Source organism: Novosphingobium sp. KN65.2 (assembly GCF_001368935.1).
Taxonomy (GTDB): Bacteria; Pseudomonadota; Alphaproteobacteria; order Sphingomonadales; family Sphingomonadaceae; genus Novosphingobium; species Novosphingobium mathurense.
In genome coordinates, this window is record NZ_CCBH010000139.1 from 16,897 (window position 1) to 39,512 (window position 22,616).

Below are 22,616 nucleotides of genomic sequence, written 5' to 3' on the forward strand. Positions count from 1 at the left end.
CTTAGCCCTCCTGGCCTTCGGTCGCTTCCGGCGCCGCGGTGTCTTCCGCAGGCGTGTCGGCAGCGGCCGTGTCATTGCTGTTGGCGGCCTGCTTCAGGCCGGCGGGGTACGGAGCCTCGGCGTGACGGGCGACCTTGACGGCGTCCGAAACGGTCAGCCAGCTGTTCTTCGCGCCCGGGACCGAGCCCTTGACGAAGATCAGGCCGCGTTCGTCGTCCACGCGGACGATCTCGAGGTTCTGCTGGGTGCGCTGACGGTCGCCCATGTGGCCGGCCATCTTCTTGTTCTTGAAGACCTTGCCCGGATCCTGGCGGTTACCCGTCGAACCGTGCGAACGGTGCGAGAGCGAAACACCGTGGGTGGCGCGAAGACCGCCGAAGCCCCAACGCTTCATGGCGCCCGCAAAGCCCTTACCCTGGGTGTGGCCGGCAACGTCGACGAGCTGGCCGGGCACGAAGTGCGAGGCAGCGATGGTCGAACCGACGTCGAGCAGCGCGTCGTCGGCGACGCGGAACTCGGCAACGCGCATCTTGAGCGGCACTTCAGCCTTGGCGAAGTGCTCGCGCTGCGGCTTGGCAACGTTCTTCTGCTTGGCTTCGCCGGCACCGAGCTGAACCGCGACGTATCCGTCACGATCGGCAGTGCGAACCGAAACCACCTGGCAATCTTCCAACGCCAGGACGGTAACCGGCACGTGCCGTCCGTCCTCCTGGAACAGTCGGGTCATCCCGACCTTCTTGGCGATCACGCCTGTACGCATGACCTTTACTCCTTACAGAGGCCTGCGCGAGCCCATCCCGCACAGGCGTGTCCAGCCCAAATTGTGATGCATGCCCCGTCCGGGCTGGGTGCTCCCTTGCCGGTGCCCTTGGCACCTGCCGGAAGCGAGACGGGGGACGCATTCCCGGCGCTTGGCCCGAAGGCGGCACCGGAGGTATCCCTTGTGTCCCCGCCGGTTTCCCTTGGGGGCTCTGTCTCTGCGGGTTTCTCCCCGCAAAGCCGGCCTCGAGGGCCGACAAGGTCAGTTGGATCCGAGGACCCGAATGTCGTTCCGGCAGTTTAAGGTCCGACCGGAAAGGACCATGGGGCCGCCAAAGGCAGCCCCTGAAGCCGGCTTAGGCCAGCTTGATCTCAACGTTCACGCCAGCGGCCAGGTCGAGCTTCATCAGCGCGTCGACGGTGGCGGCATTCGGCTGCACGATGTCGAGCAGACGCTTGTAGGTGCGAACCTCGAACTGCTCACGCGACTTCTTGTCGATGTGAGGACCGCGGTTCACGGTGAACTTTTCGATCTTCGTCGGAAGCGGAATGGGGCCCCGAATGAGCGCGCCGGTACGGCGGGCGGTGTCAGCGATCTCGCCAGTGGCCTGGTCGAGTACGCGGTGGTCAAACGCCTTGAGGCGAATGCGGATGTTCTGAGCTTCCATTACCTACTACCGATGAGAAAGAGCCTAGGGACCGTAGCCCCGAACAAATTCGAGCCGCGCCCCTACAACGCATCCCGGATTCGCGCAAGCCCTTTGAGCCCCTTATTTTCGCTGAATCCCGCGGCCGTAACGAAATGATGCAGCGGACCGGATTTGCGAAACTTTCGGCCAGTCCATCTTGAGCCAACGAAGGTCGGACCCGTCAGCGCTGCTTCTTCTTGCCGAGCGCCGCGTTGAAGTCGGGATCCTTGTTCGCGACCCAACCGAGGAACTTCTCGATGCGCGGGTCGAGCTTCAGGAGATCGACGTCGAGTCCGTAGCGCTGAAGCTCGGAATTGGTGAAGGTGGTGATCAGCATGTTCTGGCAGATCGGGTGCATCGGCACGGTGTCGCGCCCTCCCCGGCTCTTCGGCACCGGGTGATGCCAGACCACCGTCTCGCCGCAAGGCCTGGAGCAAAGCCAGCAATCGGGCGGTGGCGCCGCCTCGGGCGCATCGTCGTCCTTCAGGATGTCCTCTCGCGGACCGTGCTTTGAATACTTGCGTGCCATACAGACGCCCTAAGCGCGGATCGTGAGCCACGCCAGCCCCCTGTCCGCTATCTGCGCCTTTCACAGAAAAAGCCCGGCCTCCTTTCGGAAGCCGGGCCTTTATCTCGGTTATCCGAGGATTACGAAGCTTACTTCGTGATCTTCGAAACAACGCCCGAGCCGACGGTGCGGCCGCCTTCGCGGATAGCGAAGCGCAGACCTTCGTCCATGGCGATCGGAGCGATGAGCTTGACCGACAGGGCAACGTTGTCGCCCGGCATGACCATCTCGGTGCCCTCGGGGAGGATCACTTCGCCGGTCACGTCGGTGGTGCGGAAGTAGAACTGCGGACGGTAGTTCGCGAAGAACGGCGTGTGACGGCCGCCTTCGTCCTTCGACAGAACGTAGACCTCAGCCGAGAACTCGGTGTGCGGGGTCACGGTGCCCGGCTTGGCGAGAACCTGGCCACGCTCGACGTCGTCGCGCTTCAGACCACGAACCAGTGCACCGATGTTGTCGCCGGCTTCGCCCTGGTCGAGCAGCTTGCGGAACATTTCGACGCCGGTGACGGTGGTCTTCTGGGTGTCGCGGATACCGACGACTTCGACTTCTTCACCAACCTTGATGATGCCGGTTTCGACACGGCCGGTGACAACGGTACCACGACCCGAGATCGAGAACACGTCTTCGACCGGCATCAGGAACGGCTTGTCGGTCGGACGCGGCGGCTGCGGGATGAACTCGTCGACAGCATTCATGAGCTCGATGATCGAGTTCTTGCCGATTTCGTCGTCGCGGCCTTCGAGAGCGGCCAGGGCCGAACCCTTGACGACCGGAATGTCGTCGCCCGGGAAGTCGTACGAGGAGAGCAGTTCGCGAACTTCGAGTTCGACGAGCTCGAGGAGCTCTTCGTCATCGACCTGGTCGACCTTGTTCATGTACACGACCAGAGCCGGAACGCCGACCTGGCGGGCGAGCAGGATGTGCTCGCGTGTCTGCGGCATCGGGCCGTCAGCAGCGTTCACGACGAGGATGGCGCCGTCCATCTGGGCCGCACCGGTGATCATGTTCTTCACGTAGTCGGCGTGACCCGGGCAGTCGACGTGCGCGTAGTGACGGGCACCGGTCTCGTACTCGACGTGTGCGGTCGAGATGGTGATGCCGCGCTCGCGCTCTTCGGGAGCCTTGTCGATGTTGGCGAAGTCGACCGCTTCACCACCGTTGACTTCGGCCATGACCTTCGTGATGGCAGCCGTCAGGGTGGTCTTGCCGTGGTCGACGTGACCGATGGTGCCGATATTGCAGTGCGGCTTGTTCCGCTCAAATTTTGCCTTCGCCATCTTTCAAACCTTCTTTCGTCCTGAAATTGAATCTGCGGGAAATAAGGCAGCGCCCGCTGAATCAGGCGCCGCCCCTAGAACCATTCTTGCCCTCAGGCAAGCTTCTCCTTCACCTCGGCCGCAACGTTCGCCGGGACCTCGTCGTAGTGGGAGAAGAACATCGAGTAGTTTGCACGGCCCTGCGTGAACGAGCGGAGCTGGTTCACGTAGCCGAACATGTTCGCCAGCGGCACGTGGGCCTCGACGACCTGGGCATTGCCGCGGCTGTCGGTTCCCTGGATCTGGCCGCGACGGCTGTTCATGTCGCCGATGACGTCGCCGAGATATTCCTCGGGGGTGACGACTTCGACCTTCATGATCGGCTCGAGCAGCTTGATGCCGGCCTTCTGGGCGACTTCACGCATACAACCGCGACCGGCGATTTCGAAGGCCAGGGCCGACGAGTCGACGTCGTGGTAGGCACCGTCGTAAAGCACGATGTCGAAGTCGATGATCGGGAAGCCCACCAGCGAACCGGTCTCGGCCGTCTCGCGCATGCCCTTCTCGATGGCCGGGATATATTCCTTCGGAATGTTACCGCCCTTGACTTCGTCCTTGAAGGTGATGCCCGAACCGCGCTCACCCGGCGTAACCTTGACCTTCACGCGGCCGAACTGGCCGGTACCGCCCGACTGCTTTTTGTGGGTGTAATCCACATCGACAGGCTTCGCGAGGTATTCACGATAGGCCACCTGCGGCGCACCGACGTTGGCTTCGACCTTGAACTCGCGACGCATGCGGTCGACGATGATGTCGAGGTGAAGTTCGCCCATGCCCTTGATGATGGTCTGGCCCGATTCGTGATCGGTCGAGACGCGGAAGCTGGGATCCTCGGCCGAGAGACGGTTGAGCGCGACGCCCATCTTCTCCTGGTCGGCCTTGGTCTTGGGCTCCACCGAAAGCTCGATGACCGGCTCGGGGAATTCCATGCGTTCGAGCACGATCGGCGCCTTTTCGGCACAGAGCGTGTCGCCGGTGGTGGTTTCCTTCATGCCGGCCAGCGCGACGATGTCGCCAGCGTAGGCTTCTTCGATGTCCTTGCGCTCGTTGGCGTGCATTTCGAGAATGCGGCCAACCTTTTCCTTCTTCTGCTTCACCGAGTTCAGGTACGAACCCTTCGAGAGCGTGCCCGAATAGATGCGGCAGAAGGTAAGCGAGCCAACGAACGGGTCGTTCATGACCTTGAACGCGAGAGCCGAGAACGGCGCGTCATCGCTGGGCGGACGGCTGTCGGGCTCGTCGCTGTCGACCTTGACGCCCTGGACGTCTTCGATGTCGAGCGGCGAAGGCAGGTAGTCCACGACGGCGTCGAGCAGGGGCTGCACGCCCTTGTTCTTGAACGCTGAGCCGCAAACGACCGGAACGAACGCGTGGCCCAGGGTGCCCTTGCGGATCAGCTTCTTGAGCGTCGCGACGTCGGGCTCGTTGCCTTCGAGATAGGCTTCCATGACGTCGTCGTCCTGCTCGACGGCAAGCTCGATGAGCTGGCTGCGATACAGTTCGGCTTCGTCAGCCATGTCGGCCGGGATCTCTTCGTAGAAGAACTCGGCGCCCAGCGACTCGTCCTTCCAGATGATCGCACGGTTGTTCACCAGGTCGACCAGACCCTTGAGATCCGACTCGAGACCGATCGGCAGGTACAGGACGGCCGGGGTGGCACCCAGACGGTCGATGATCGACTGGACGCAGTACTTGAAGTCGGCGCCGGTGCGGTCGAGCTTGTTGATGAAGCACATGCGCGGCACGCCGTACTTGTCGGCCTGGCGCCACACGGTTTCCGACTGCGGCTCAACGCCGGCAACGCCGTCGAAGCATGCAACGGCACCGTCGAGCACGCGCAGCGAGCGTTCGACTTCGATGGTGAAGTCGACGTGGCCCGGGGTGTCGATGATGTTGATGCGGTACTCATCGCCGTTGCCGCTGTCTGCCTTCCAGAAGCAGGTGGTAGCAGCCGAGGTGATGGTGATGCCGCGTTCCTGCTCCTGCTCCATCCAGTCCATGGTGGCGGCGCCGTCGTGCACTTCGCCGATCTTGTAGGACTTGCCGGTGTAGTAGAGGATACGCTCGGTCGTGGTGGTCTTACCGGCGTCGATGTGCGCCATAATACCGATGTTACGGTACATATTGAGCGGATGGCTACGTGCCATGGTGCTGTTCCTTAGCAGGAGTGTGAGAGAGCGGGCCGATGCTCAGAGATAAGCCCATGCCCCCTGAATTGAAAGTGTGACGCCCGCATGACGTCGATCATGCGGGCAATCCCACGTCTTACCAGCGGTAGTGCGAGAAGGCGCGGTTCGCGTCCGCCATGCGGTGCGTGTCTTCGCGCTTCTTCACGGCATTGCCGCGGTTGTTGGCAGCGTCCATCAGCTCACCCGAAAGGCGGGCGGCCATGGTGGTCTCGGGACGGTTGCGCGCCGCCGTGATCAGCCAGCGGATGGCCAGGGCCTGGGCGCGCTCGGGGCGAACCTCGACCGGGACCTGGTAGGTCGCACCGCCGACGCGGCGGCTGCGGACTTCGATCTGCGGCTTCACGTTGTTCAGCGCATCGTGGAACAGCTGGACCGGATCGGCCTTGGCGCGGGTTTCCATGGTGTCGAGCGCGCCATAGACGATGCGCTCTGCAACCGACTTCTTGCCGTCGAGCATGAGGTTGTTCATGAACTTCGACAGGACCAGATCACCGAACTTCGGATCCGGCAGGATTTCCCGCTTCTCGGGACGACGACGACGTGACATCGTTTAGAATTCCTTGTTTTTGCGGCCGGGGACTTGCGCCTTCCCGGCCGGTCAATCTTCATCGCGCGGCGCCCTGAAGCGCCGCAGCCGGATCACTTGGGACGCTTGGCGCCGTACTTCGAACGGCTCTGCTTGCGGTCCTTGACGCCCTGCGTGTCGAGCACGCCGCGCAGGATGTGGTAGCGAACGCCGGGAAGGTCGCGAACGCGGCCGCCGCGGATGAGCACGACCGAGTGCTCCTGCAGGTTGTGGCCTTCACCCGGGATGTACGAAATGACTTCGCGGCTGTTGGTCAGGCGCACCTTGGCGACCTTGCGAAGAGCCGAGTTCGGCTTCTTCGGGGTCGTGGTGTAGACGCGGGTGCAGACGCCACGCTTCTGCGGGTTCTGCTCCATCGCAGGGACCTTCGACTTGGCCTTCTGCGGTTCGCGGCCCTTGCGGACCAGCTGGTTGATCGTCGGCATCTATACTCTTCTTTCAAAATGGGAGTGCGATGGATCCGGCCCGTACCGTGGGCGCAAACCGCAAGCCACGGGACGGACCCGTCGCACCCCGGGTCATCAGGCCCGGCGGGTTCGAAAGACGAAGCATGATCGGAAGTCACGAAGGACCGGTTCTGATCGCCGTTACCGCATCCGCGCAATGGGGATGCCGACGAACCAGGACCCTGGCCGCAATCGTGAGCCGAAAAACACTCCACCCGGCACGAACCACCGGATTACTTTGCCGCCGGGTTTCCGAAAGCGGCCTTGCCCGACTCGGGGCAAGACCATCCGCAATGGGACCGATCCGGCAGAAAAACCGCCGGAAAAGCACCGAAAACTCGCGAGCGACAATGTTCAGCTCTATATCTCCCCTTGCGACCCGAAGCCGCAAAGGATGCGCGCCCTTAGGCGAGATCGCCGTTCGGGTCAAGGCAAACGGGGGGCTCGCTCAAGCCTTCCTGCGGGTTTTGCCTAAGAAGTCGCCCTTGCCGATGGCCACGCCCTGGCTGCGCAGGAGGTCATAGGCGGTCGTGGCATGGAAGAAGAAGTTGGGCAGCGAGAAGCTCAGCAGGAAGTCGGCGACGGTAAAGTCCATCCGGTAGCTCTTGAACTCGAAGCGCATGTCGCGCTCCGCGATGGCGTCGAGTTCGCCCGGCTCCACGCCTTCGAGCGTCGCGATCGACCGGGCGACCTCTTCGCGCAATGTCGCAAAGTCGCTCGGCACCGGATCGAGTTCGGGACCGAAGAGCCCCTCACGCACGCCCTCGATCGCGCGCGCCGAATGGTGCCCGGCCTCGAAGACCTGCTTGGCGAAAGGCCACATGTCGGGTGCGAGCCGCGCCTCGGTCAGCGTCTCGGCCGGGATGCCGCTCGCCTCGCAGTGCGCTTCGGCCTTTTCGAGCTGCCCGGCCAGCGCCCGCAGGATCTGCAGGCAGGTCTTCACATAGGCATCATCAAGCGAAACGGACACGGCTCTCTCCCTGGAACTATCGGGGCGAGAGGTAGAGGAAGGCGCGGGGCGGCACAACCGGCCCTGCAGCGATCGCGAAAATCAGTCCGTTGCAGCGCAGACAGGCCCGAGGACCGGCCTAGCTGTACTCATGCTCGCCGGTATCGTCGTCACCCTCGAAAGCCAGTCCGGCAGCATCGGCGGGACCGGCCACGTGAACGCAGTTGCGCCCTGCACTCTTGGCCCGGAACAGTGCCTCGTCCGCCGCCCGCAACGCCTCGCCCGAGGTTTCGTAGGCATGGGCATCGGCAACGCCTGCAGAAAAACTGATACGCCCGAAAGGGAGGTCCGTTGCGCGGTTGACGAACTTGCGGGTTGCCAGCTTTTCGCGCGCATTATCGAGAATATCCATCGCCTCTAGCGCGGTCTTGCCGCGCAGGAGGACGACGAACTCTTCGCCGCCGTGGCGCGCGACGTGACACTTGTCGTTCGAGATCTTGGCCAGCGACTGCGCTACCGTGCGCAGGATGCGATCGCCCGCCTCGTGGCCGTGAACGTCGTTGATCCGCTTGAAATTGTCGATGTCGCAGAAGGCGACGGCCAGGGTGTCCCCGACCTCGCGCGATTCTCCGAATTCCTGCTTGAGAACAGCCTCGAAGGCTCGGCGGTTGGGCAGGCCCGTCAGGTGATCCATCTCCGCTTCGCGCCGCGCGTCGGCCAGGTTCTTCTGGAGAGCGCGGGTTTCGCGCTCCGAACGGCTCAGTTCGCGTTCGATGTCGCGGGTGCGTGAAATCATGTCGCGGGCCAGCGAGGCCAGCTGGACAATCACCTCGTTCGCACTGCCGACTGCCCCCAGGTCGCCGACATGTGCCTCGAGCGCCGAGTTGTAGTCGTTCGTCGCCGTGCGTGCCGCCGTCGTGGTGGCGGCGAATTCGGCAATCGAGGATTCAAGGCGCATCACCAGGTGGTGCAGTTGCTCACCCGAATTGTCGCGGCTCTGGGCGATGACGACATCTTCGAGCCAGGCCAGCGTGATGGGCTCCCGGCTGCTGATGCGTTCAGCCACCAGACGCCCGACCATCGGGTTGGCCCCGGTCACGATGTCATGCGCGATCTCCAGCGTCGCCACCGAGACCGGCAGGCGATGCGTCAGCAGGAAGCTGGTGATCTCCTCCAGCGTCTTCTGCCGCATGCGCTCGCGCGCATCCGTCGCCTGGGGCCTTGATTCGCCTGCCGGAGAGGCCTGCTCTCCCGCATCACTGTCCTCGCGCCGTGACCCGCCAAGGCCGAACCAGCGCATCAAGCCCCCCCGGGCGTGACTGTCGTCATGTTCCGTCATGCGCTCGGTTAACGACAAAACCGTGGTTAATTTAAGTAGTAATCGCCGGGATCTGGATAAAAACTTTCTGGCAAGCATTGGAATCGGCCAGAAAGCACAAGTCGTGCATTCTCCGCGCGCAAAGGGCAGCACGAAACCTGCCAGACGTGAGCGCTTTTAGTTCGCCCGACCAAGTCGAATCACGGAAGCCACAAGTAAACGAACCGTAACGATCAATCGTCGCCCGCGTTGCCCCCGTCCGCGGCAACCGGCTCCGTCGGCGCGCCAGCCATTGGCCCTTCCGCAGGGGCGGCTGGTGGCGCGGCAACCCGGCGTGCCGCCGTGATCCTGACTTCATCCTCGAGGATGTCGCCCTTCATCACGCCCTCGCCCTTCGTGGCCGAGCGCGGCATGTCCCAGATCCTGCGCACGACATCCATGCCGGAGACGACATGACCGAAGGCGGCGAACCCGGCGCCGGGATCTTCGCCATTGTTGCCCTGCTCCGCATCGAGCGCGGGCATGTCGGAAATGAGGATCATGAAATCGGCCGTGGCCGTTCCGGGCGCGAAGCGCGCCATCGAGACGGTGCCGGCCTTGTGCAGGATGCCGGTCCGGTTGGTCGGCTCATGGGCCACGGGCGGGAACAGCTTGGCGCCGTCGCGCACTCCGCCCTGCAGCAATCCCGCCGGCTCGTCGCTGTAGCCGAGGTGCATGGCGCGATAGAAGACCGCACCATCGAGGCGCTTGGCATCGACGTACTTGAGGAAGTTCACCGTGGTCAGCGGCGCATGGGTCTTGTCGAGGTCGAGCGTGATCGCACCGGCAGGCGTCGTCAGCTCGACATAGACATGCTCGACCCTTTCAGGAGCAGCGGGCGCTTGCGGCGCAGCGACATCGACCGGCGCCTGGGCCTGCTGCGCACCGACAGGCGATCCGAGCGCGGCCAGCGCGAAAGGTGCGACCATGATGGCAAGAACCTTGCCCGGTCGCACCCTCGCCTTCATCGGATCAGCGAACCCGCGGCCCACCGAACGGCAGCGGCGGAGGAGGACGGCGCGCGCCGCGCGGCAGCTGTGCCTGGTAGGCGCGGCCGCAGTGATCGACGCAATAAGGGAACCCGGGGTTCACCTTTTCTCCGCAGAAGTGGAAGTCCGGCTCGCCCGGGTGGCCCATCGGCCAGCGGCAGATGCGATCGTTGAGGTCGAGCAGGCTGGTCTTGTCGGCGATCTCCGGGCTCGGCTTGGCCGGGACCAGGCGGCGAGGCGGCGCCGGCGGGATCGGCTGCTGCTGGTCGCCGGGACCCTGACGCAGGAAGCCGCCGGGGCCGACCGAAACGATGCGCGGCTGATCCGAAGCGGGCTTGTCGGCGGCAGGCGTCGGTGCAGCGGCAGGCGCGGCAGCGCGCGGGGCCGGAGCCGCAGGAGCCTGCGGGGCCGGCTTGACTACCGGCGCTTCGGCCTTGGGAGCCGGTGCGGCAGGCGCTTCGGAGGCTGGCTTCGCCTTCTTGGGAGCCGCCGGACGGGCGGGCTTTTCATTGGCCTTCACCGGAGACGGGCGGGCCTTGAGACCGAGGCGATGCGCCTTGCCGATCACGGCATTGCGGCTGACGCCACCGAGCTCGTCCGCGATCTGACTGGCAGTGGCACCGCCCTCCCACATCTTGGTCAGCTTTTCGATCCGCTCGTCAGTCCAGCTCATTCCAATTCCATCTTTCGCGCGGGGCGATCCGAGAATCGCCCGAAAAAGTTCCATGCCGCTTGCCTCGGAAGACCGCAGCCGATAGTCGCCGCTTCATGGCCGATCAAACGAATTCGACCGAGATGCTGACTCCTGCCGGTATCCCGCAGCCACGCCAGTTTCCGACGAAGGGCGAGCCAGTGATCCACCAGGTGAACTGGGTGGGGCTCAAGACCCTTTATATGAAGGAGGTCCGCCGCTTCTTCAAGGTGCAGACCCAGACCATCTGGGCACCGGCGATCACCACCCTTCTCTTCCTCGTGATTTTCACGGTCGCATTGGGGCGTGGCGGGCGCGAAATCCTGGGCGTGAACTTCGCGACCTTCGTCGCGCCGGGCCTGATCGTCATGGGCATGATGCAGAACGCCTTTGCCAATGCGAGCTTCTCGTTCCTCTCTGGCAAGATCCAGGGCACGATCATCGATTTCCTGATGCCCCCGCTCAGCGAAGGCGAACTGATGCTGGCGATGGTCGCCGCTGCCGTCACCCGCGCCTTCCTCGTCGGCCTGGCGCTGTGCGGGGCGATGATGCTGTGGCCCGGAGTGGACCTCTCGGTAGCCCACCCCTGGGCCGTGGCCTGGTTCGGACTGATGGGTTCGGTCTTTCTTGCCCTGCTGGGCTTCATGTCCTCGATCTGGGCGGAAAAGTTCGATCACAACGCGGCGGTGACCAATTTCGTCATCGCCCCGCTCTCACTGCTTTCCGGCACCTTTTACGTAATCGACAATCTCGCGCCGGCCTTCCAGGCGGTGAGCCGCGTCAATCCCTTCTTCTACGTCATCTCGGGCTTCCGCTTCGGGTTCCTCGGCCAGAGCGACATCGGCGACACCAACATGGCCGTGCTGCACAGCGCCATCGGCATCGGCATCGTCAACGCCGTACTGGCGTTCGTGGTCTATCGCGTGCTGCGTTCGGGCTGGAAGCTGAAAGGCTGACGCAGAGAGCGAAATATTTCCGGAATCTTGTCGGGCCAGCACGAAGTACCACTGGTCGTACTTAACCAATAATCAGTTCTCCGGTGATAACCGACTCCTGTGTCGGGTCAGGTCTCCACTCCATTAGCCGCCAAGCGTCCGGTTCATGTCCTTGGGCCGTCGATCGTCTTTGCCTTCCTCGCGGTCGTCATCCTGATCGTCGGACTGCTGGTCTGGTCAGGGCACGAGGTCGATCGCGTGGCCAGCGACCGCGACCGCGCGCTCGCCCAGATGGTGCTGGAAGAAAGCATCGACAGGCTCGGTCACGTCCAGGAATCCTCGACGATCTGGGACGATGCCGTAGAGCAGGTCCGCAAGCGCCCACTCGACCTGGACTGGATCGACATCAACCTAGGCACCTGGTTCCACGAGTATGCCGGGATGAACGAGGTATACATTCTCTCGCCCAGTGATCGGCCGATCTATGCAATGCGTGACGGCAAGCGGATCATCCCGGAGAACTTCATCGCAGTAGAAGACATCGTGGCGCCGATGGTCGCCGAGCTGCGCAAGAACGATAAAACCCGCCGCGAGAACGACAATTACCTCGCGATGCTTTCACCGGGCGTGAGCGACCTTGCGGTCCTGCGCGGGCGGCCGGCCATCGTCAGCGTCAAGCCGATCATCGGCGACAGCGGAAAGATCGTCCAGAAAAGCGGAACCGAAGCGATCCATGTCGGGATCGTCTATCTCGACAAGGACTACTTCAACCGCATCGGCTCCAACTATGGCCTCAACGAAGCGCGCTACGTGATCGTGCCCGGACACGGCCCGAATGAGACGTCGATTCCACTGCAGTCGCGAACGGGAAATGTCGTGGGCTACATGGTGTGGCACCCGTTCAAGCCCGGCTACGACGTCACCAGTTCTGTCGGCCCCGTCCTGCTTGCGGTGCTGATCCTTGCGGGAGCGGCGATCTACCTGCTCGCCAGCCGGCTCGCCCGTCGCACCCAAGACCTCGAACAGAGCCGCAGCCTTGCCCAGCATCAGGCCATGCACGATGCCCTCACCGGACTGGCCAATCGCGCCATGTTCGAAGCTCGGCTCGAATCTGCGCTGGCGCGCTGCAGGCGGCACAACTCGCTGCTCGCCCTGCTCTACATAGACCTCGATCAGTTCAAGCAGGTCAACGACAGCCTGGGCCACCCCGCAGGCGACATGCTGATCCGGCAGGTCGCCCACCGCCTGAGCGAGCAGATCCGCAGCTACGACACGGTCGCGCGACTGGGCGGCGACGAATTCGCCATTCTCCTCGACGAACCCGAGAACCGGGCTGCGGTCGAGCGCGCCTGCGCACGCATCATCGCCGAGCTGGAACGCCCCTTCGAACTCACCTCTACGCAGGCATTCATCGGCGGCAGCATCGGCGTTGCCCTTGCCCCGCACGACACCCTCGATCGCACCGAGCTCACCCGCAAGGCCGACATCGCGCTGTACCAGGCGAAGCTGGACGGTCGCGGCCGCTATGTTTTCTTCGCACCGAGCATGGACGAGGACGTGCGCCAGCGCGAGACGATCAACCGCGAGCTGCGCAGCGCACTTGCAGATTGCGACAGCCAACTCAGGCTCCATTACCAGCCGATCTATTCGCTGGAGAGCGGCCGGATCGTCGCCGTCGAAGCGCTGCTGCGCTGGGAGCATCCGCAGAACGGTCTGGTAACCCCCGATGCCTTCATCCGAACCGCCGAAGAGACCGGCCACATCGAGGTTCTGGGCGACTGGGTGCTGCGCAAGGCGATGCACGACGCACGGGCCTGGCCGGGCTTGCGAATCTCGGTCAACGTCTCGCCGATTCAGGTGCGCAGCCGCGTTTTCCGTCACACGGTAAAGCGCATTCTTGCGGAAACCGGGATCGAACCGACCCGGCTCGAACTCGAACTCACCGAAACGGCGCTGATGTCGGCATCATCCGATGTAGCCGAATCGCTGCGCAGCCTGCGAAGCCTCGGCGTGGCCTGCGCGCTCGACGACTTCGGCACCGGCTACTCTTCGCTCAGCCACATTCGCGACATCGCCGTCGACCGGATCAAGATCGACCGGTCCTTCGTCCATGCCGTCGGTACGGTGCCCGGTGCAGCGCTGGTGGAAGCCATCGTCAGCCTGGCCAGCGCGAATGGCCTGCACCTCACGGCCGAAGGAGTGGAGACGCTCGAGCAGCTCACCTTCCTGCGCAGCGTGGGATGTCATGAGGTGCAGGGCTACTACATGGCCCAGCCGGTTGCTGCCAAAGACGTGACCGAGCTGCTGCAAGGCCAGTACGGCGCAGGCCGGATCGCCGACATCCTGGACGCAGGCGGCATCAGGAACGAACGCGTCGCGTGATCGCCGCCGAGGCGGCCACCTTCAACGATGGATCAGTGAGCCAGACCGCGGCGCAACTGGTAGCGGCCGTTACGGAATTCCTCGAAGATCTCGCTGACGGAAGGGTGATCCACCGGCCCACCTTCGGCATCGTCGAGCAGATTCTGCTGGCTGACGTAGGCGACGTAGCTGGAATCCTCGTTTTCCGCGAGGAGGTGATAGTACGGCTGCTCGCGGCTTGGCCGCAGTTCGAGCGGGATCGACTGGTACCATTCCTCGCTGTTGGCGAAGACCGGATCGATGTCGAAAATGACGCCGCGGAAGTCGTGTTGCTTATGGCGAACGACGTCGCCAATCGCGAATCGCGCCCGCGTCTGGAACGGCGCGTCGATGACGCGTCCGGCCTGTGGCGAAAAGAAGGACGCTCTGTTCATGACCGCAAATATAGGTTTTGTGCGGGTGCGAAACAAGCGACGCCCCAAGAATACCCACAATTTCCCAATCAGGGGGTTGGCAAGCTCAAACAAGTGGGCTAACGGCGCGCTTCGCTCGACCCGGCGGGACTTTCCCGCTCCATCGCGATCTCTAGCGGAGAGGTGGCAGAGAGGTCGAATGCGCCGCACTCGAAATGCGGTGTACGGGCAACCGTACCGTGGGTTCGAATCCCACCCTCTCCGCCATTAACTCACTGAAAATCGGTTAGACTATCCCCTCCGGGGGCACCGGCGGGAGCTGCCGTCGTGCCTGCCTGCGCGATCGCTTTGGCCGCTGGCGAAGGGTACCGTTTCTGGCGCCGAAGATCAGGCGTAAAAGCTGGCGAAAGGCGCGCTGGGCTGGAAGGGTTGCCATTGCCCTTCGGCCTGCCCGAGGCGGTCCGCGATGACGTGAAAGACCGCCGGATTGGTCATGAAGCCGAAATGGCTCGACACCACTTCGACGTTTTCGTTGATCTCGTCGGTATCGCCCAGACAATTCTCCCAGGCGGTGACGCCATCGGTCCTGCTGAATACGGCGGTCGAGGGAATCGGCAGGGCATCGGCACCGATGCGATAGCGCTCCACCATCTTGGCCGAGTTGAAGTCGTTGCCGGTCGCGAACTGGTAGACCGTCTGCAGGTTCGTCGCACGCGGATTGCCGGAGAACGGACTGCCCAGCGAGATCACCTGCCGCAGATCGTCCGGATCGCGCCGCGCCGCTTCGCGGGCGATGACGCCGCCCAGACTCCAGCCGACAAGGCTGACCTTGCGCCCGGTATCGCTGCGGATCGCCCGAATGCGCTCGGCGATGTGTTCGCCGTTTTCACCGACGGTGTGCTGATCGAAGTTCCAGCCCAGATCCATCGGATAGACGTCATAGGACAGCTGCTTGAGGAAACTTCGCAGGAGCACGGTCATCGTATCGTTGGTGGCAAAGCCCGGCAGGACCACCACCGGATGGCCATCCCCGCGCGGAGACAGCGACAGCAGCGGACTGAGCGCGACGAGCGCACCGGCTTCCATCATGCAACGCGCCGGCTCGAGCAGGGCAAGGCCGAGGAATGGTGGACGAATGGCGGCGGTCTTGTGTTCCATGGGCGTTCAGGCCCTGCCAGCGTGCAAGGGGGTAGGGAAACGGATCATGAGAACTCCTGTAGCTGTCCGCGCGGGGTCATCGCCATGTGCGGTCGGGGGGAACGACAGCGCCAAGGGGCTTCTAGAGGCTGTATACCGTTCGCGTGGACGCATAGCGCTCAAGATTGAGCGCCATGATGACAATATCGCTGGTCGCGCCCGCGGCATCGCGAACCTGATCGCGCAGCAGCGCTTCAGGGCGAAAGCCCAGCTCCTCGAACATCCGCAGCGCGCCCTCCTGGTCGGGCGTCATCTGCACCGTCAGCTTCTCGACGTCCTCGGCCATGGCCTGATCGACGCAGTGCATCGCCAACAGGCGCCCCAGTCCCATGCTGCGGCTGTTCACGCCCACGAGGATGCGAATGTCGGCGACATGGCTGGACCAGCTGAGGCGGTCGCGAACAAGCGCGGTGCAGCCGTGGACCCGCCCTTCGGCGTCGACCGCCAGCAGGCTGCCGATCGAGCCGCCCTCCTCGGTCTGGTCGATCCAGGCGGAAACGACTTTCTCCTGGCGGATGTCGCGCTGCAGGAACAGCAGGTCGTGGACCGGCAGCGATTGCGCGAAGGCCAGGATCGCGTCGCGGTCGCCGCGCTCCATCGGGCGCAGGTCCACGCTGGTGTCGCCCAGCTCCAGCCGGGTGGGGGCAATATCCTTGCTGATCGTCATGTCGATCGTACTCCAAGCCACTCGTCTATGTGGGGCCATAGGCGCCGGACTGCAGCGGGTCCCGCGACGAGGCTGACGTGGCCGCCTTTTGAAACGATTTCGTGTCTGTCCTTCGATCCCGTCAGGTGCATGAGCGGCTGCGTCGCTTCGTGACTGACGATGTGATCGTGCTGCGCCACGATGTTGAGCAGCGGACATGCGATACCCGACAGGTCGACCATGCGACCGCCCACTTCGAGCGCGTTCTTCGCGAGGGCATTGTCCCACATGAGCCGGGTGATGATCTCGCGGAAGTATTCGCCGGGAACCGGGAGAGTCTCTGCCGCCCAGCGGTCGAACATGCGGTAGGACTTCACGTAGTCGTCGTTCCACATGTTGTTCCACAGCGTCATGCGCCCCGCGGTGCGATTGGCCGGGCGCGAGAGGTCGAAGGCGCCGAGCATCACGTCGGCGGGGATGACGCCAAGTTCGCGTACCAGCAGGTCGACATCGAAGTAGCGCTTGTCCGCCCATGCCTGGAACAGCTTCATATGGGTGAAGTCGATCGGCGTGGCGAAGGCGATCAGGTTCCTGACCGCGGCAGGATGCAGCGCCGTGTAGATCGTCGCCAGCGTGCCGCCCATGCAATATCCGGCCAGCGAGACCTCGGTTTCCTGCGTAATCTCCTGGATGGCGGCAAAGCTATCGGGCAGAAAGCGGTCGACATAGTCGGCAAGGCCAAGCCCGGCTTCCCCGCGCCGGGGCGGGTTCCAGTCGAGATTGTAAACGTCGTAACCGCGGTTCAGCATGAACTCGACGAAGCTCTGCCCGGCCGCGAGATCGAAGATGTAGCCCTTGTTCGACGGCGGCGAGACGATCAGCAGCGGCACGCGGTAGATCTCGTCGAGCACCGGTTCGTAGCGATAGAGGACAGCCGTGCCTTCGCGGTGGATCACCGTCTTGGGCATCGTCCCGACCGGCTCGCGGTCGGCGATGAGGAGGTCGAGCCCCTTGATGTTGCGCTTGAGCGCCCGCTCTATTTCCAGTTCGACGCGCTGGGCGATGGCGTCGCTGTCGAGCGGTGATGGCTCTGCCGCCAAAGTCAGTCGGCCTTGCCTGCCGGCTTGCGGGTTCGGCTAGGCTCCGGCTTGCCTGCAGGAACGGGGCCGTCCTGCGCCAGCTTGTCGAGCGCGATCCGCAGTTGGGCGATCGAGTCCTCGATGGCATCGAGGCGATCGGACAGACCTTCCACCTGGGCCTTGGTCGGCAGGTTGAGCGACTGCAGGACATTCTCCAGCTGGTCGGTCACGGTCCTCTGCGCGACCAGCATCATCTTGGTCGCCTGCCCCATGATCGCGCTGAACTGCTCGCTCTCGGTGAACTTGCCGGACCAGGCGTTGATTTCGAGCTCCCAGTCCTGAACGAACTTCTGCCAGGCGGCGAGCGGGTCATAGGGCGCATTGCTCATGGGCACTACAATGCTTTGCATCCCCGGCAGTACAACTATTTATTAAGAGAGATCGGCGCGGACTTTCGCTTGGGGCTGCCGCCATGGCACCGACAGGGATGACGGCGCCCCTCGCGCATGGTCCGCGTCGGCGTCAGGCCGGTTCGAGACGACCCTGAATGATCGCGCTGGCCAGCTTGCCGTTGACTTCGGCGAAGTGATCGAAGCGCGCCTCGAATTGCGCCATCCCCTGGCTTAGCGAACGCAGTTCGCCATCGAGCCCTGCCAGTTCGGCACCGGGCAACAGCATCTCGATGACGTCCCAGCGTGACCAGCCCTCCAGCGGAGTGATGCCCAGCATTTGCCCGCGCCGGCTCGCCAGATGCGAAGTCACGCGCGAGGTCGCCGTACCGGGGACGCGGATCGCGACATGAGCGAAAGGTTCCAGCAGGTAGGGTCCGGCCGCCGCGAGCGCCTCGCCCATCGCCAGACGCCCGGCCAGCCGGAACGCCAGTTCGGAGCTGTCGACGGTGTGAAAGGAGCCGTCGACCAGGGTCACGGCAACGTCCACCACCTCAAAACCGAGCGGCCCGCTCTCCATCGCGTCGCGCACGCCATGTTCGACCGAGGGTATCCACTGCTTGGGCACCGCGCCGCCGGTAATGCGCTCTTCGAAGCGGAAGCCCTCGCCGCGCTGGAGCGGACGCACCTCGATCACCACGTCGCCGAACTGGCCATGCCCGCCCGACTGCTTCTTGTGCCGTCCGCGCTGCGTCACCGCCTTGCGGATGGTCTCGCGATAGGGGACCTTCGGTGCGCTGGCGGATACGTCCACGCCATAGCGGCGCTTGAGCCGTTCGAGCACGACGGCGAGCTGTTCGTCGGTACGGCCGCGGATCAGCATTTCGCGGGTCATCTCGTCGGGCGCCCATGCGAGCCCGGCATCTTCTTCCACCAGCTTGCCGATGGCGGCGGACAGGCGCACTTCGTCCTTGTGGTCCTTGACCTCGATCGCCAGCGCGCAATTGTTCGGCGCCATGGCCGCCCGCTCTGCCGGTTCCGGCCTGTTTCCCGCCATGCCGAGCCGCTGCCCGGCACCGACATCGTCGAGCTTGGCGATCCCGACGACATCGCCCGGATCGGTCTGCTGCAGCTTGTTCGCCGCACTGCCCTGCAGGGCGAAGATCGCCCCGGCGCGCACCGCCTCGCCACTTTCGTCCACCCAGTCGGCCCCTTCGCGAACCTGACCGCCGAACAGGCGCATGAGCGCAAGGCGCCCGACAGAACTGCCGTTCATGATCTTGAAGACCTGTGCGGTATTCTTGCCGAGGCCGAGGCGTTCCATCGCCTGCTCCATCGGCGGTGTGTCATGACGCAGCATCTTGAGCAGTCGCCGCACGCCGAACCCGTTGATGGCCGACCCGAACAGGACCGGCACCGCCTGCCCTTGCGCCGTTTCCCGGGTCAGGTCACCGAAGATGACGTCGAGCTTGGGAACTTCGTCGAGCAGCAGTTGCTCGAGCAGGACGTCGTCGTGATCGGCCAGTTGCTCCAGCATGTGAAAGCGCGCCGCCGTTTCCACCGACTCAAGGTCGGCGGGCATCGGGATCTGTTCGGAAGGCTTTCCGGGCCGGTAGTGATAGGCCCGCTCCAGCGCCAGATCGACGAAGCCGTCAATGTGCTCGCCATCGCGAATGGGGATCTGCCGCGCCACCAATGCAGAGGCACTGAGAGGCTGCAGGGTCTCCAGCAGCTCCTCGATGCTGCCGCGCGCCTGATCGATCCTGTTGACGAAGATGGCCCGCGGAATCTCCATCGCCTCGAGCTGGCGCAGGACCGGTTCCGCCTGCGGGGCGCGCACCGGATCTGGGTCGATCACCACCAGCGCCAGGTCGGCAACCGCAAGCGCCTGCTCCGCATCGGCGGAAAAGCCGGGCGCGCCGGGCACGTCGAGCAGCACGAAGGGTTCGTCCATCCAGCCAAAGCGCATGAGGTTCATCTCGGTCGACCCGCCTCGGGATCGCGCTTCCGGACTGGCATCGCCCACGCTGTTGCCGTCCTTGACTGCGCCCAGTCTGGTGATCGCCCCTGCCGCGAACAGCATCGCTTCTGCCAGACTCGTCTTGCCTGCGCCCGTCGGTCCGACGAGCGCAATGACTTTCGCGCCGTTGCTGGTTGCCTTCATGTCGCTCTCCTCGCGCTTGCATCTCCTGAAATCCTGCCCGCTCTTGTGGCGGTGCGCCGGAGTCGCGAGGATCCTCCCAGTGCCGGGCCAATGCAAGCGAAACGAGGTATAGCCCCTGCGCTTGCGGACCGGTTGGGCTTGGTCCAAACCCTGAGCATGACTGACATGACTTACGCGCGCTATCTTGCGCTCGACGACCTTCTCGCCGCCCAGCACCCCGTCTCGGATGAGCACGACGAGCTGTTGTTCATCATCATCCACCAGACCAAGGAACTGTGGCTCAAGCAGATCCTGTCCGAACTGCACCTCGCCATCGACCTGGTGCAGCGTGACGCTCTGATCGAAGCCTACAAGAGCCTTGCCCGGGTGAGCCGCATCCAGTCGGTCATGACGCTGGCCTGGGAAGTCCTCGCGACAATGACGCCCAGCGACTACTCGACCTTCCGACCGGTGCTGGGGAGCAGTTCGGGCTTCCAGTCCGACCAGTTCCGCACGATGGAGTTCCTGCTCGGCCTCAAGCAGGCGGGGCATCTCGAATTCCAGGCCGACCGCCCCCATGCGCGGGCGGCAATGGAGAAGGCGCTCCGGCAGCCCAGCCTGTGGGACGAGGCCAACCGCGCGCTCGCCCGCGCCGGCTTCGCGCTGCCGCCCGAAGCGCTGGAGCGCGATTTCAGCGCGACTTACGAACCCTCGCCCCGGGTCGAGGCGGCGTGGCTGGAAGTCTACCGCGATCCGCACCGCCACTGGGACCTCTACCAGCTCGCCGAAAAGCTGGTCGACATCGACGATGCCCTGTCCACCTGGCGCCACAAGCACGTGCTTACGGTCAGCCGCATCATCGGCGGCAAGCCCGGCACCGGCGGGACATCGGGCGTGCCCTATCTCGCCTCTACCGTGACCAAGCGCGCCTTCCCGGAACTCTGGTCGCTCAGGACCAGCCTGTAATCATGGGAACCTCGCACAAGCACCTGTTCAGCCGCGCCCTCGGGGCGGCGCCCGGCAGGCTGCACTTCGCCGCCCATTCGCACCACTTGTGGCCGGATGCCTCGCATGCCGGCCACCTTGCCTGCTGGCAGGATGCGGCCTCCCTCGCCGACCGCAAGTGGGAGCGGGTCATGGGCGAAGTCTGGCCCGAAGCGCAGCGCCATGTCGCCGCCGAACTGAACCTGCCCGCCCCGTCCACCGTCGTCTTTGCGCAGAACACGCACGATTTCTTCGTGCGCATCGTCTCGGCCCACCCGCGCCGTCCCTTGCGGGTCCTGGCCAGCGATGGCGAGTTTCACAGCTTTCGCCGACAGGCCGCGCGCTGGCTGGAGGCAGGCGTGATCGAACTGGAAACGGTCTCCCTCGCGGGGGCGGACTTCGAGGACCGTTTCCTCGCCCGCGCGCAAAAAGGCGAGCACGATCTGGTCTGGGTCAGCCATGTCATGTTCGGTACCGGACAGGTCTTCTCGGGGCTCGAGCGGCTTGCCGAGATCGCCCGGCCCGAAGGGCCGTGGGTCGTGATCGACGGCTATCACGGCTTCATGGCGGCGCAGACCGACCTGTCGCGCGTTGCCGACCGGCTGTTCTACCTCGCAGGGGGATACAAGTATGCCATGTCCGGCGAAGGCGTGGCGATCATGCACGCCCCGCCCGGCTTCGGCGAGAGGCCGCAGGTCACCGGATGGTACGCCGAGATCGCCGACCTGTCCGACCCGTCCGGACGCGTCGAATATGCCAGCGACGCACGGCGTTTTCTCGGCGCGACTTTCGATCCCTCCGGGATCTACCGCTTCAACGCGGTACGCGTGATGCTGGCGCAGGAGGGCCTCGATACCGCGGCGATCAGTGCGAAGACCGAAAGCCTCAAGCGCCTGCTGCTCGCACGCATCGGGGAAACGCCACTGGCCGCAGCTACCCTGCTCAACGCGCCCGGCACCGGACCGCAAGCGCGCTTCCTTGCGTTCTCGCATCCCAGTGCCCAGCTATGGAAGGAAACGCTCGGTCACGAGGATGTGATCGTCGATGTGCGAGGCGAAGTCCTGCGCATCGGCCTTGGGCTATACCACGATGAAAGCGACGTGGACGCCCTTGTCGAAGCCCTCGCCCGACTGCCGCGCGCATAGCAAGGAGTTGTCCATGAAAGTCCTGATCGTCCTCACCTCGCACGATCGACTCGGCGATACCGGCCACAAGACCGGCTTCTGGCTCGAGGAACTCGCCGCGCCCTATTATGCGCTCAAGCAAGCCGGCGCGCAGATCACCCTGGCCTCGCCCAAGGGCGGCCGCCCCCCGCTCGACCCCAAGAGCAACGAGCCCGACTTCCAGACCGACGAGACCCGCCGCTTCGAAGCGGACCCCGAAGCGATGGGCGCGCTGGCGCAAACCGTCCGGCTGGCCGATGTGAAGGCCGAAGACTTCGACGCGGTATTCTACCCCGGCGGCCACGGCCCGCTCTGGGACCTGGCCGAGGACAGCCATTCGATCGCCCTGATCGAAGACTTCCTCGCCGCGCAAAAGCCTGTCGCACTCGTCTGCCATGCCCCCGGCGTCCTGCGCCACGCACGCAAGCCCGACGGCCAGCCGCTGGTCGAAGGCAGGAAGGTGACCGGATTCACAAACTCCGAAGAAGCCGCCGTCGAACTGACCGACGTCGTTCCCTTCCTTGTCGAGGACGAACTGAAGGCCAAGGGCGGTCAGTTCTCCAGCGGACCCGACTGGCACCCCCACGTCGTGCGCGACGGCCTGCTGATCACGGGCCAGAACCCCGCCTCCTCGGCCGCCACGGCACAAGCGCTGACGCAGGCCCTGCAGGCCGCGTGACCGGGACTTAGGCCAGCAGCGAAAGGCGGTGCGGCGCCTTTACAACCCGCCGTCCGGGTTGAACGCCGCAACGCTCGCTGGCTGG

Annotated in this window: 22 protein-coding genes and 1 tRNA gene; 6 read left to right on the forward strand and 17 right to left on the reverse strand. The window is 64.3% G+C overall.

Annotated elements, in window-relative coordinates; translation table 11 throughout:
* Position 1: 1 nt before the first annotated feature.
* From rplC to SPHV1_RS06605, 11 genes are all read right to left on the reverse strand, one after another.
* A complete protein-coding gene (gene rplC / locus SPHV1_RS06555) occupies positions 2 to 760 on the reverse strand; it encodes a 50S ribosomal protein L3 (protein ID WP_054945238.1) in 759 nt (252 codons plus the stop codon).
* Positions 761 to 1,115: 355 nt separating this feature from the next.
* Positions 1,116 to 1,427, reverse strand: coding sequence for a 30S ribosomal protein S10 (gene rpsJ, locus SPHV1_RS06560; RefSeq protein ID WP_007011873.1), 312 nt, complete (start codon positions 1,425 to 1,427; stop codon positions 1,116 to 1,118).
* Between the two features lie 202 nt (positions 1,428 to 1,629).
* A complete protein-coding gene (locus SPHV1_RS06565) occupies positions 1,630 to 1,977 on the reverse strand; it encodes a hypothetical protein (RefSeq protein WP_054945239.1) in 348 nt (115 codons plus the stop codon).
* A 128-nt stretch (positions 1,978 to 2,105) separates the two neighbouring features.
* On the reverse strand, positions 2,106 to 3,296 hold the full coding sequence (tuf, locus tag SPHV1_RS06570; RefSeq protein WP_054945240.1) for an elongation factor Tu: 1,191 nt from the start codon (positions 3,294 to 3,296) through the stop codon (positions 2,106 to 2,108).
* Between the two features lie 92 nt (positions 3,297 to 3,388).
* Positions 3,389 to 5,482, reverse strand: a complete 2,094-nt coding sequence (gene fusA, locus SPHV1_RS06575) for an elongation factor G (RefSeq protein WP_054945241.1) — start codon at positions 5,480 to 5,482, stop codon at positions 3,389 to 3,391.
* 118 nt (positions 5,483 to 5,600) lie between these two features.
* Positions 5,601 to 6,071, reverse strand: coding sequence for a 30S ribosomal protein S7 (rpsG, locus tag SPHV1_RS06580; protein WP_054945242.1), 471 nt, complete (start codon positions 6,069 to 6,071; stop codon positions 5,601 to 5,603).
* A gap of 92 nt (positions 6,072 to 6,163) precedes the next feature.
* A complete protein-coding gene (gene rpsL, locus SPHV1_RS06585) occupies positions 6,164 to 6,535 on the reverse strand; it encodes a 30S ribosomal protein S12 (protein WP_007011879.1) in 372 nt (123 codons plus the stop codon).
* Between the two features lie 469 nt (positions 6,536 to 7,004).
* Positions 7,005 to 7,526 (reverse strand): DUF1993 family protein, encoded by a 522-nt coding sequence (locus SPHV1_RS06590; protein WP_054945243.1) that lies wholly within the window; start codon positions 7,524 to 7,526, stop codon positions 7,005 to 7,007.
* A gap of 118 nt (positions 7,527 to 7,644) precedes the next feature.
* On the reverse strand, positions 7,645 to 8,844 hold the full coding sequence (locus tag SPHV1_RS06595) for a GGDEF domain-containing protein (protein ID WP_054945244.1): 1,200 nt from the start codon (positions 8,842 to 8,844) through the stop codon (positions 7,645 to 7,647).
* A 212-nt stretch (positions 8,845 to 9,056) separates the two neighbouring features.
* Complete coding sequence (locus SPHV1_RS06600; RefSeq protein ID WP_054945245.1) at positions 9,057 to 9,830, reverse strand: peptidylprolyl isomerase; 774 nt, start codon at positions 9,828 to 9,830, stop codon at positions 9,057 to 9,059.
* 4 nt (positions 9,831 to 9,834) lie between these two features.
* Positions 9,835 to 10,524 carry a GcrA family cell cycle regulator gene (locus SPHV1_RS06605; protein ID WP_054945246.1) on the reverse strand — a complete coding sequence of 230 codons (690 nt, stop codon included), beginning with the start codon at positions 10,522 to 10,524 and terminating at the stop codon, positions 9,835 to 9,837.
* 95 nt (positions 10,525 to 10,619) lie between these two features.
* Here SPHV1_RS06605 and SPHV1_RS06610 point away from each other — a divergent pair, with 95 nt between their 5' ends.
* Complete coding sequence (locus SPHV1_RS06610) at positions 10,620 to 11,498, forward strand: ABC transporter permease (RefSeq protein ID WP_197277667.1); 879 nt, start codon at positions 10,620 to 10,622, stop codon at positions 11,496 to 11,498.
* A gap of 99 nt (positions 11,499 to 11,597) precedes the next feature.
* A complete protein-coding gene (locus SPHV1_RS06615; protein WP_054945247.1) occupies positions 11,598 to 13,859 on the forward strand; it encodes an EAL domain-containing protein in 2,262 nt (753 codons plus the stop codon).
* Positions 13,860 to 13,891: 32 nt separating this feature from the next.
* Here SPHV1_RS06615 and hspQ read toward each other — a convergent pair whose 3' ends face one another.
* A complete protein-coding gene (gene hspQ / locus SPHV1_RS06620) occupies positions 13,892 to 14,272 on the reverse strand; it encodes a heat shock protein HspQ (protein ID WP_054945248.1) in 381 nt (126 codons plus the stop codon).
* 156 nt (positions 14,273 to 14,428) lie between these two features.
* Between hspQ and SPHV1_RS06625 the strand changes: the two genes are divergently transcribed.
* Positions 14,429 to 14,518 (forward strand) — tRNA-Ser (locus tag SPHV1_RS06625).
* 120 nt (positions 14,519 to 14,638) lie between these two features.
* On the opposite strand, the gene SPHV1_RS06630 is transcribed toward SPHV1_RS06625, so the two are convergent.
* The 5 genes from SPHV1_RS06630 to SPHV1_RS06650 all read right to left on the reverse strand — a co-directional run bounded on the left by SPHV1_RS06630 (position 14,639) and on the right by SPHV1_RS06650 (position 19,726).
* Positions 14,639 to 15,409 (reverse strand): triacylglycerol lipase, encoded by a 771-nt coding sequence (locus SPHV1_RS06630; RefSeq protein WP_054945249.1) that lies wholly within the window; start codon positions 15,407 to 15,409, stop codon positions 14,639 to 14,641.
* 121 nt (positions 15,410 to 15,530) lie between these two features.
* Positions 15,531 to 16,115, reverse strand: a complete 585-nt coding sequence (locus SPHV1_RS06635) for a GNAT family N-acetyltransferase (RefSeq protein ID WP_054945250.1) — start codon at positions 16,113 to 16,115, stop codon at positions 15,531 to 15,533.
* Positions 16,112 to 17,194: an alpha/beta fold hydrolase gene (locus tag SPHV1_RS06640; RefSeq protein WP_054945251.1), complete on the reverse strand. Its 1,083-nt coding sequence runs from the start codon at positions 17,192 to 17,194 to the stop codon at positions 16,112 to 16,114. Before SPHV1_RS06640 ends, SPHV1_RS06635 begins: the two co-directional genes overlap by 4 nt.
* 2 nt (positions 17,195 to 17,196) lie before the next feature.
* Positions 17,197 to 17,562 carry a hypothetical protein gene (locus tag SPHV1_RS06645; RefSeq protein ID WP_054945252.1) on the reverse strand — a complete coding sequence of 122 codons (366 nt, stop codon included), beginning with the start codon at positions 17,560 to 17,562 and terminating at the stop codon, positions 17,197 to 17,199.
* Positions 17,563 to 17,695: 133 nt separating this feature from the next.
* On the reverse strand, positions 17,696 to 19,726 hold the full coding sequence (locus tag SPHV1_RS06650; protein ID WP_054945253.1) for an elongation factor G: 2,031 nt from the start codon (positions 19,724 to 19,726) through the stop codon (positions 17,696 to 17,698).
* Positions 19,727 to 19,882: 156 nt separating this feature from the next.
* On the opposite strand from SPHV1_RS06650, the gene SPHV1_RS06655 reads away from it, so the two are divergent.
* The 3 genes from SPHV1_RS06655 to SPHV1_RS06665 are packed head-to-tail and all read left to right on the forward strand — an operon-like array spanning position 19,883 to position 22,531.
* Positions 19,883 to 20,671, forward strand: a complete 789-nt coding sequence (locus SPHV1_RS06655; protein ID WP_054945254.1) for a tryptophan 2,3-dioxygenase — start codon at positions 19,883 to 19,885, stop codon at positions 20,669 to 20,671.
* 2 nt (positions 20,672 to 20,673) lie between these two features.
* Positions 20,674 to 21,834 (forward strand): aminotransferase class V-fold PLP-dependent enzyme, encoded by a 1,161-nt coding sequence (locus SPHV1_RS06660; RefSeq protein ID WP_054945255.1) that lies wholly within the window; start codon positions 20,674 to 20,676, stop codon positions 21,832 to 21,834.
* 13 nt (positions 21,835 to 21,847) lie between these two features.
* A complete protein-coding gene (locus SPHV1_RS06665) occupies positions 21,848 to 22,531 on the forward strand; it encodes a type 1 glutamine amidotransferase domain-containing protein (RefSeq protein ID WP_054945256.1) in 684 nt (227 codons plus the stop codon).
* Positions 22,532 to 22,616: the final 85 nt, after the last annotated feature.

Coding starts and splice junctions, on each gene's coding strand:
- SPHV1_RS06660 (WP_054945255.1), top strand. CDS start 20,674: ATGGGAACCTCGCACAAGCACCTGTTCAGCCGCGCCCTCGGGGCGGCG.
- SPHV1_RS06655 (WP_054945254.1), top strand. CDS start 19,883: ATGACTGACATGACTTACGCGCGCTATCTTGCGCTCGACGACCTTCTC.
- fusA (WP_054945241.1), bottom strand. CDS start 5,482: ATGGCACGTAGCCATCCGCTCAATATGTACCGTAACATCGGTATTATG.
- rplC (WP_054945238.1), bottom strand. CDS start 760: ATGCGTACAGGCGTGATCGCCAAGAAGGTCGGGATGACCCGACTGTTC.
- tuf (WP_054945240.1), bottom strand. CDS start 3,296: ATGGCGAAGGCAAAATTTGAGCGGAACAAGCCGCACTGCAATATCGGC.
- rpsJ (WP_007011873.1), bottom strand. CDS start 1,427: ATGGAAGCTCAGAACATCCGCATTCGCCTCAAGGCGTTTGACCACCGC.
- SPHV1_RS06565 (WP_054945239.1), bottom strand. CDS start 1,977: ATGGCACGCAAGTATTCAAAGCACGGTCCGCGAGAGGACATCCTGAAG.
- SPHV1_RS06630 (WP_054945249.1), bottom strand. CDS start 15,409: ATGGAACACAAGACCGCCGCCATTCGTCCACCATTCCTCGGCCTTGCC.
- SPHV1_RS06605 (WP_054945246.1), bottom strand. CDS start 10,524: ATGAGCTGGACTGACGAGCGGATCGAAAAGCTGACCAAGATGTGGGAG.
- SPHV1_RS06595 (WP_054945244.1), bottom strand. CDS start 8,844: ATGACGGAACATGACGACAGTCACGCCCGGGGGGGCTTGATGCGCTGG.
- SPHV1_RS06650 (WP_054945253.1), bottom strand. CDS start 19,726: ATGAAGGCAACCAGCAACGGCGCGAAAGTCATTGCGCTCGTCGGACCG.
- rpsL (WP_007011879.1), bottom strand. CDS start 6,535: ATGCCGACGATCAACCAGCTGGTCCGCAAGGGCCGCGAACCGCAGAAG.
- SPHV1_RS06610 (WP_197277667.1), top strand. CDS start 10,620: ATGGCCGATCAAACGAATTCGACCGAGATGCTGACTCCTGCCGGTATC.
- SPHV1_RS06635 (WP_054945250.1), bottom strand. CDS start 16,115: ATGACGATCAGCAAGGATATTGCCCCCACCCGGCTGGAGCTGGGCGAC.
- hspQ (WP_054945248.1), bottom strand. CDS start 14,272: ATGAACAGAGCGTCCTTCTTTTCGCCACAGGCCGGACGCGTCATCGAC.
- SPHV1_RS06645 (WP_054945252.1), bottom strand. CDS start 17,562: ATGAGCAATGCGCCCTATGACCCGCTCGCCGCCTGGCAGAAGTTCGTT.
- rpsG (WP_054945242.1), bottom strand. CDS start 6,071: ATGTCACGTCGTCGTCGTCCCGAGAAGCGGGAAATCCTGCCGGATCCG.
- SPHV1_RS06665 (WP_054945256.1), top strand. CDS start 21,848: ATGAAAGTCCTGATCGTCCTCACCTCGCACGATCGACTCGGCGATACC.
- SPHV1_RS06600 (WP_054945245.1), bottom strand. CDS start 9,830: ATGAAGGCGAGGGTGCGACCGGGCAAGGTTCTTGCCATCATGGTCGCA.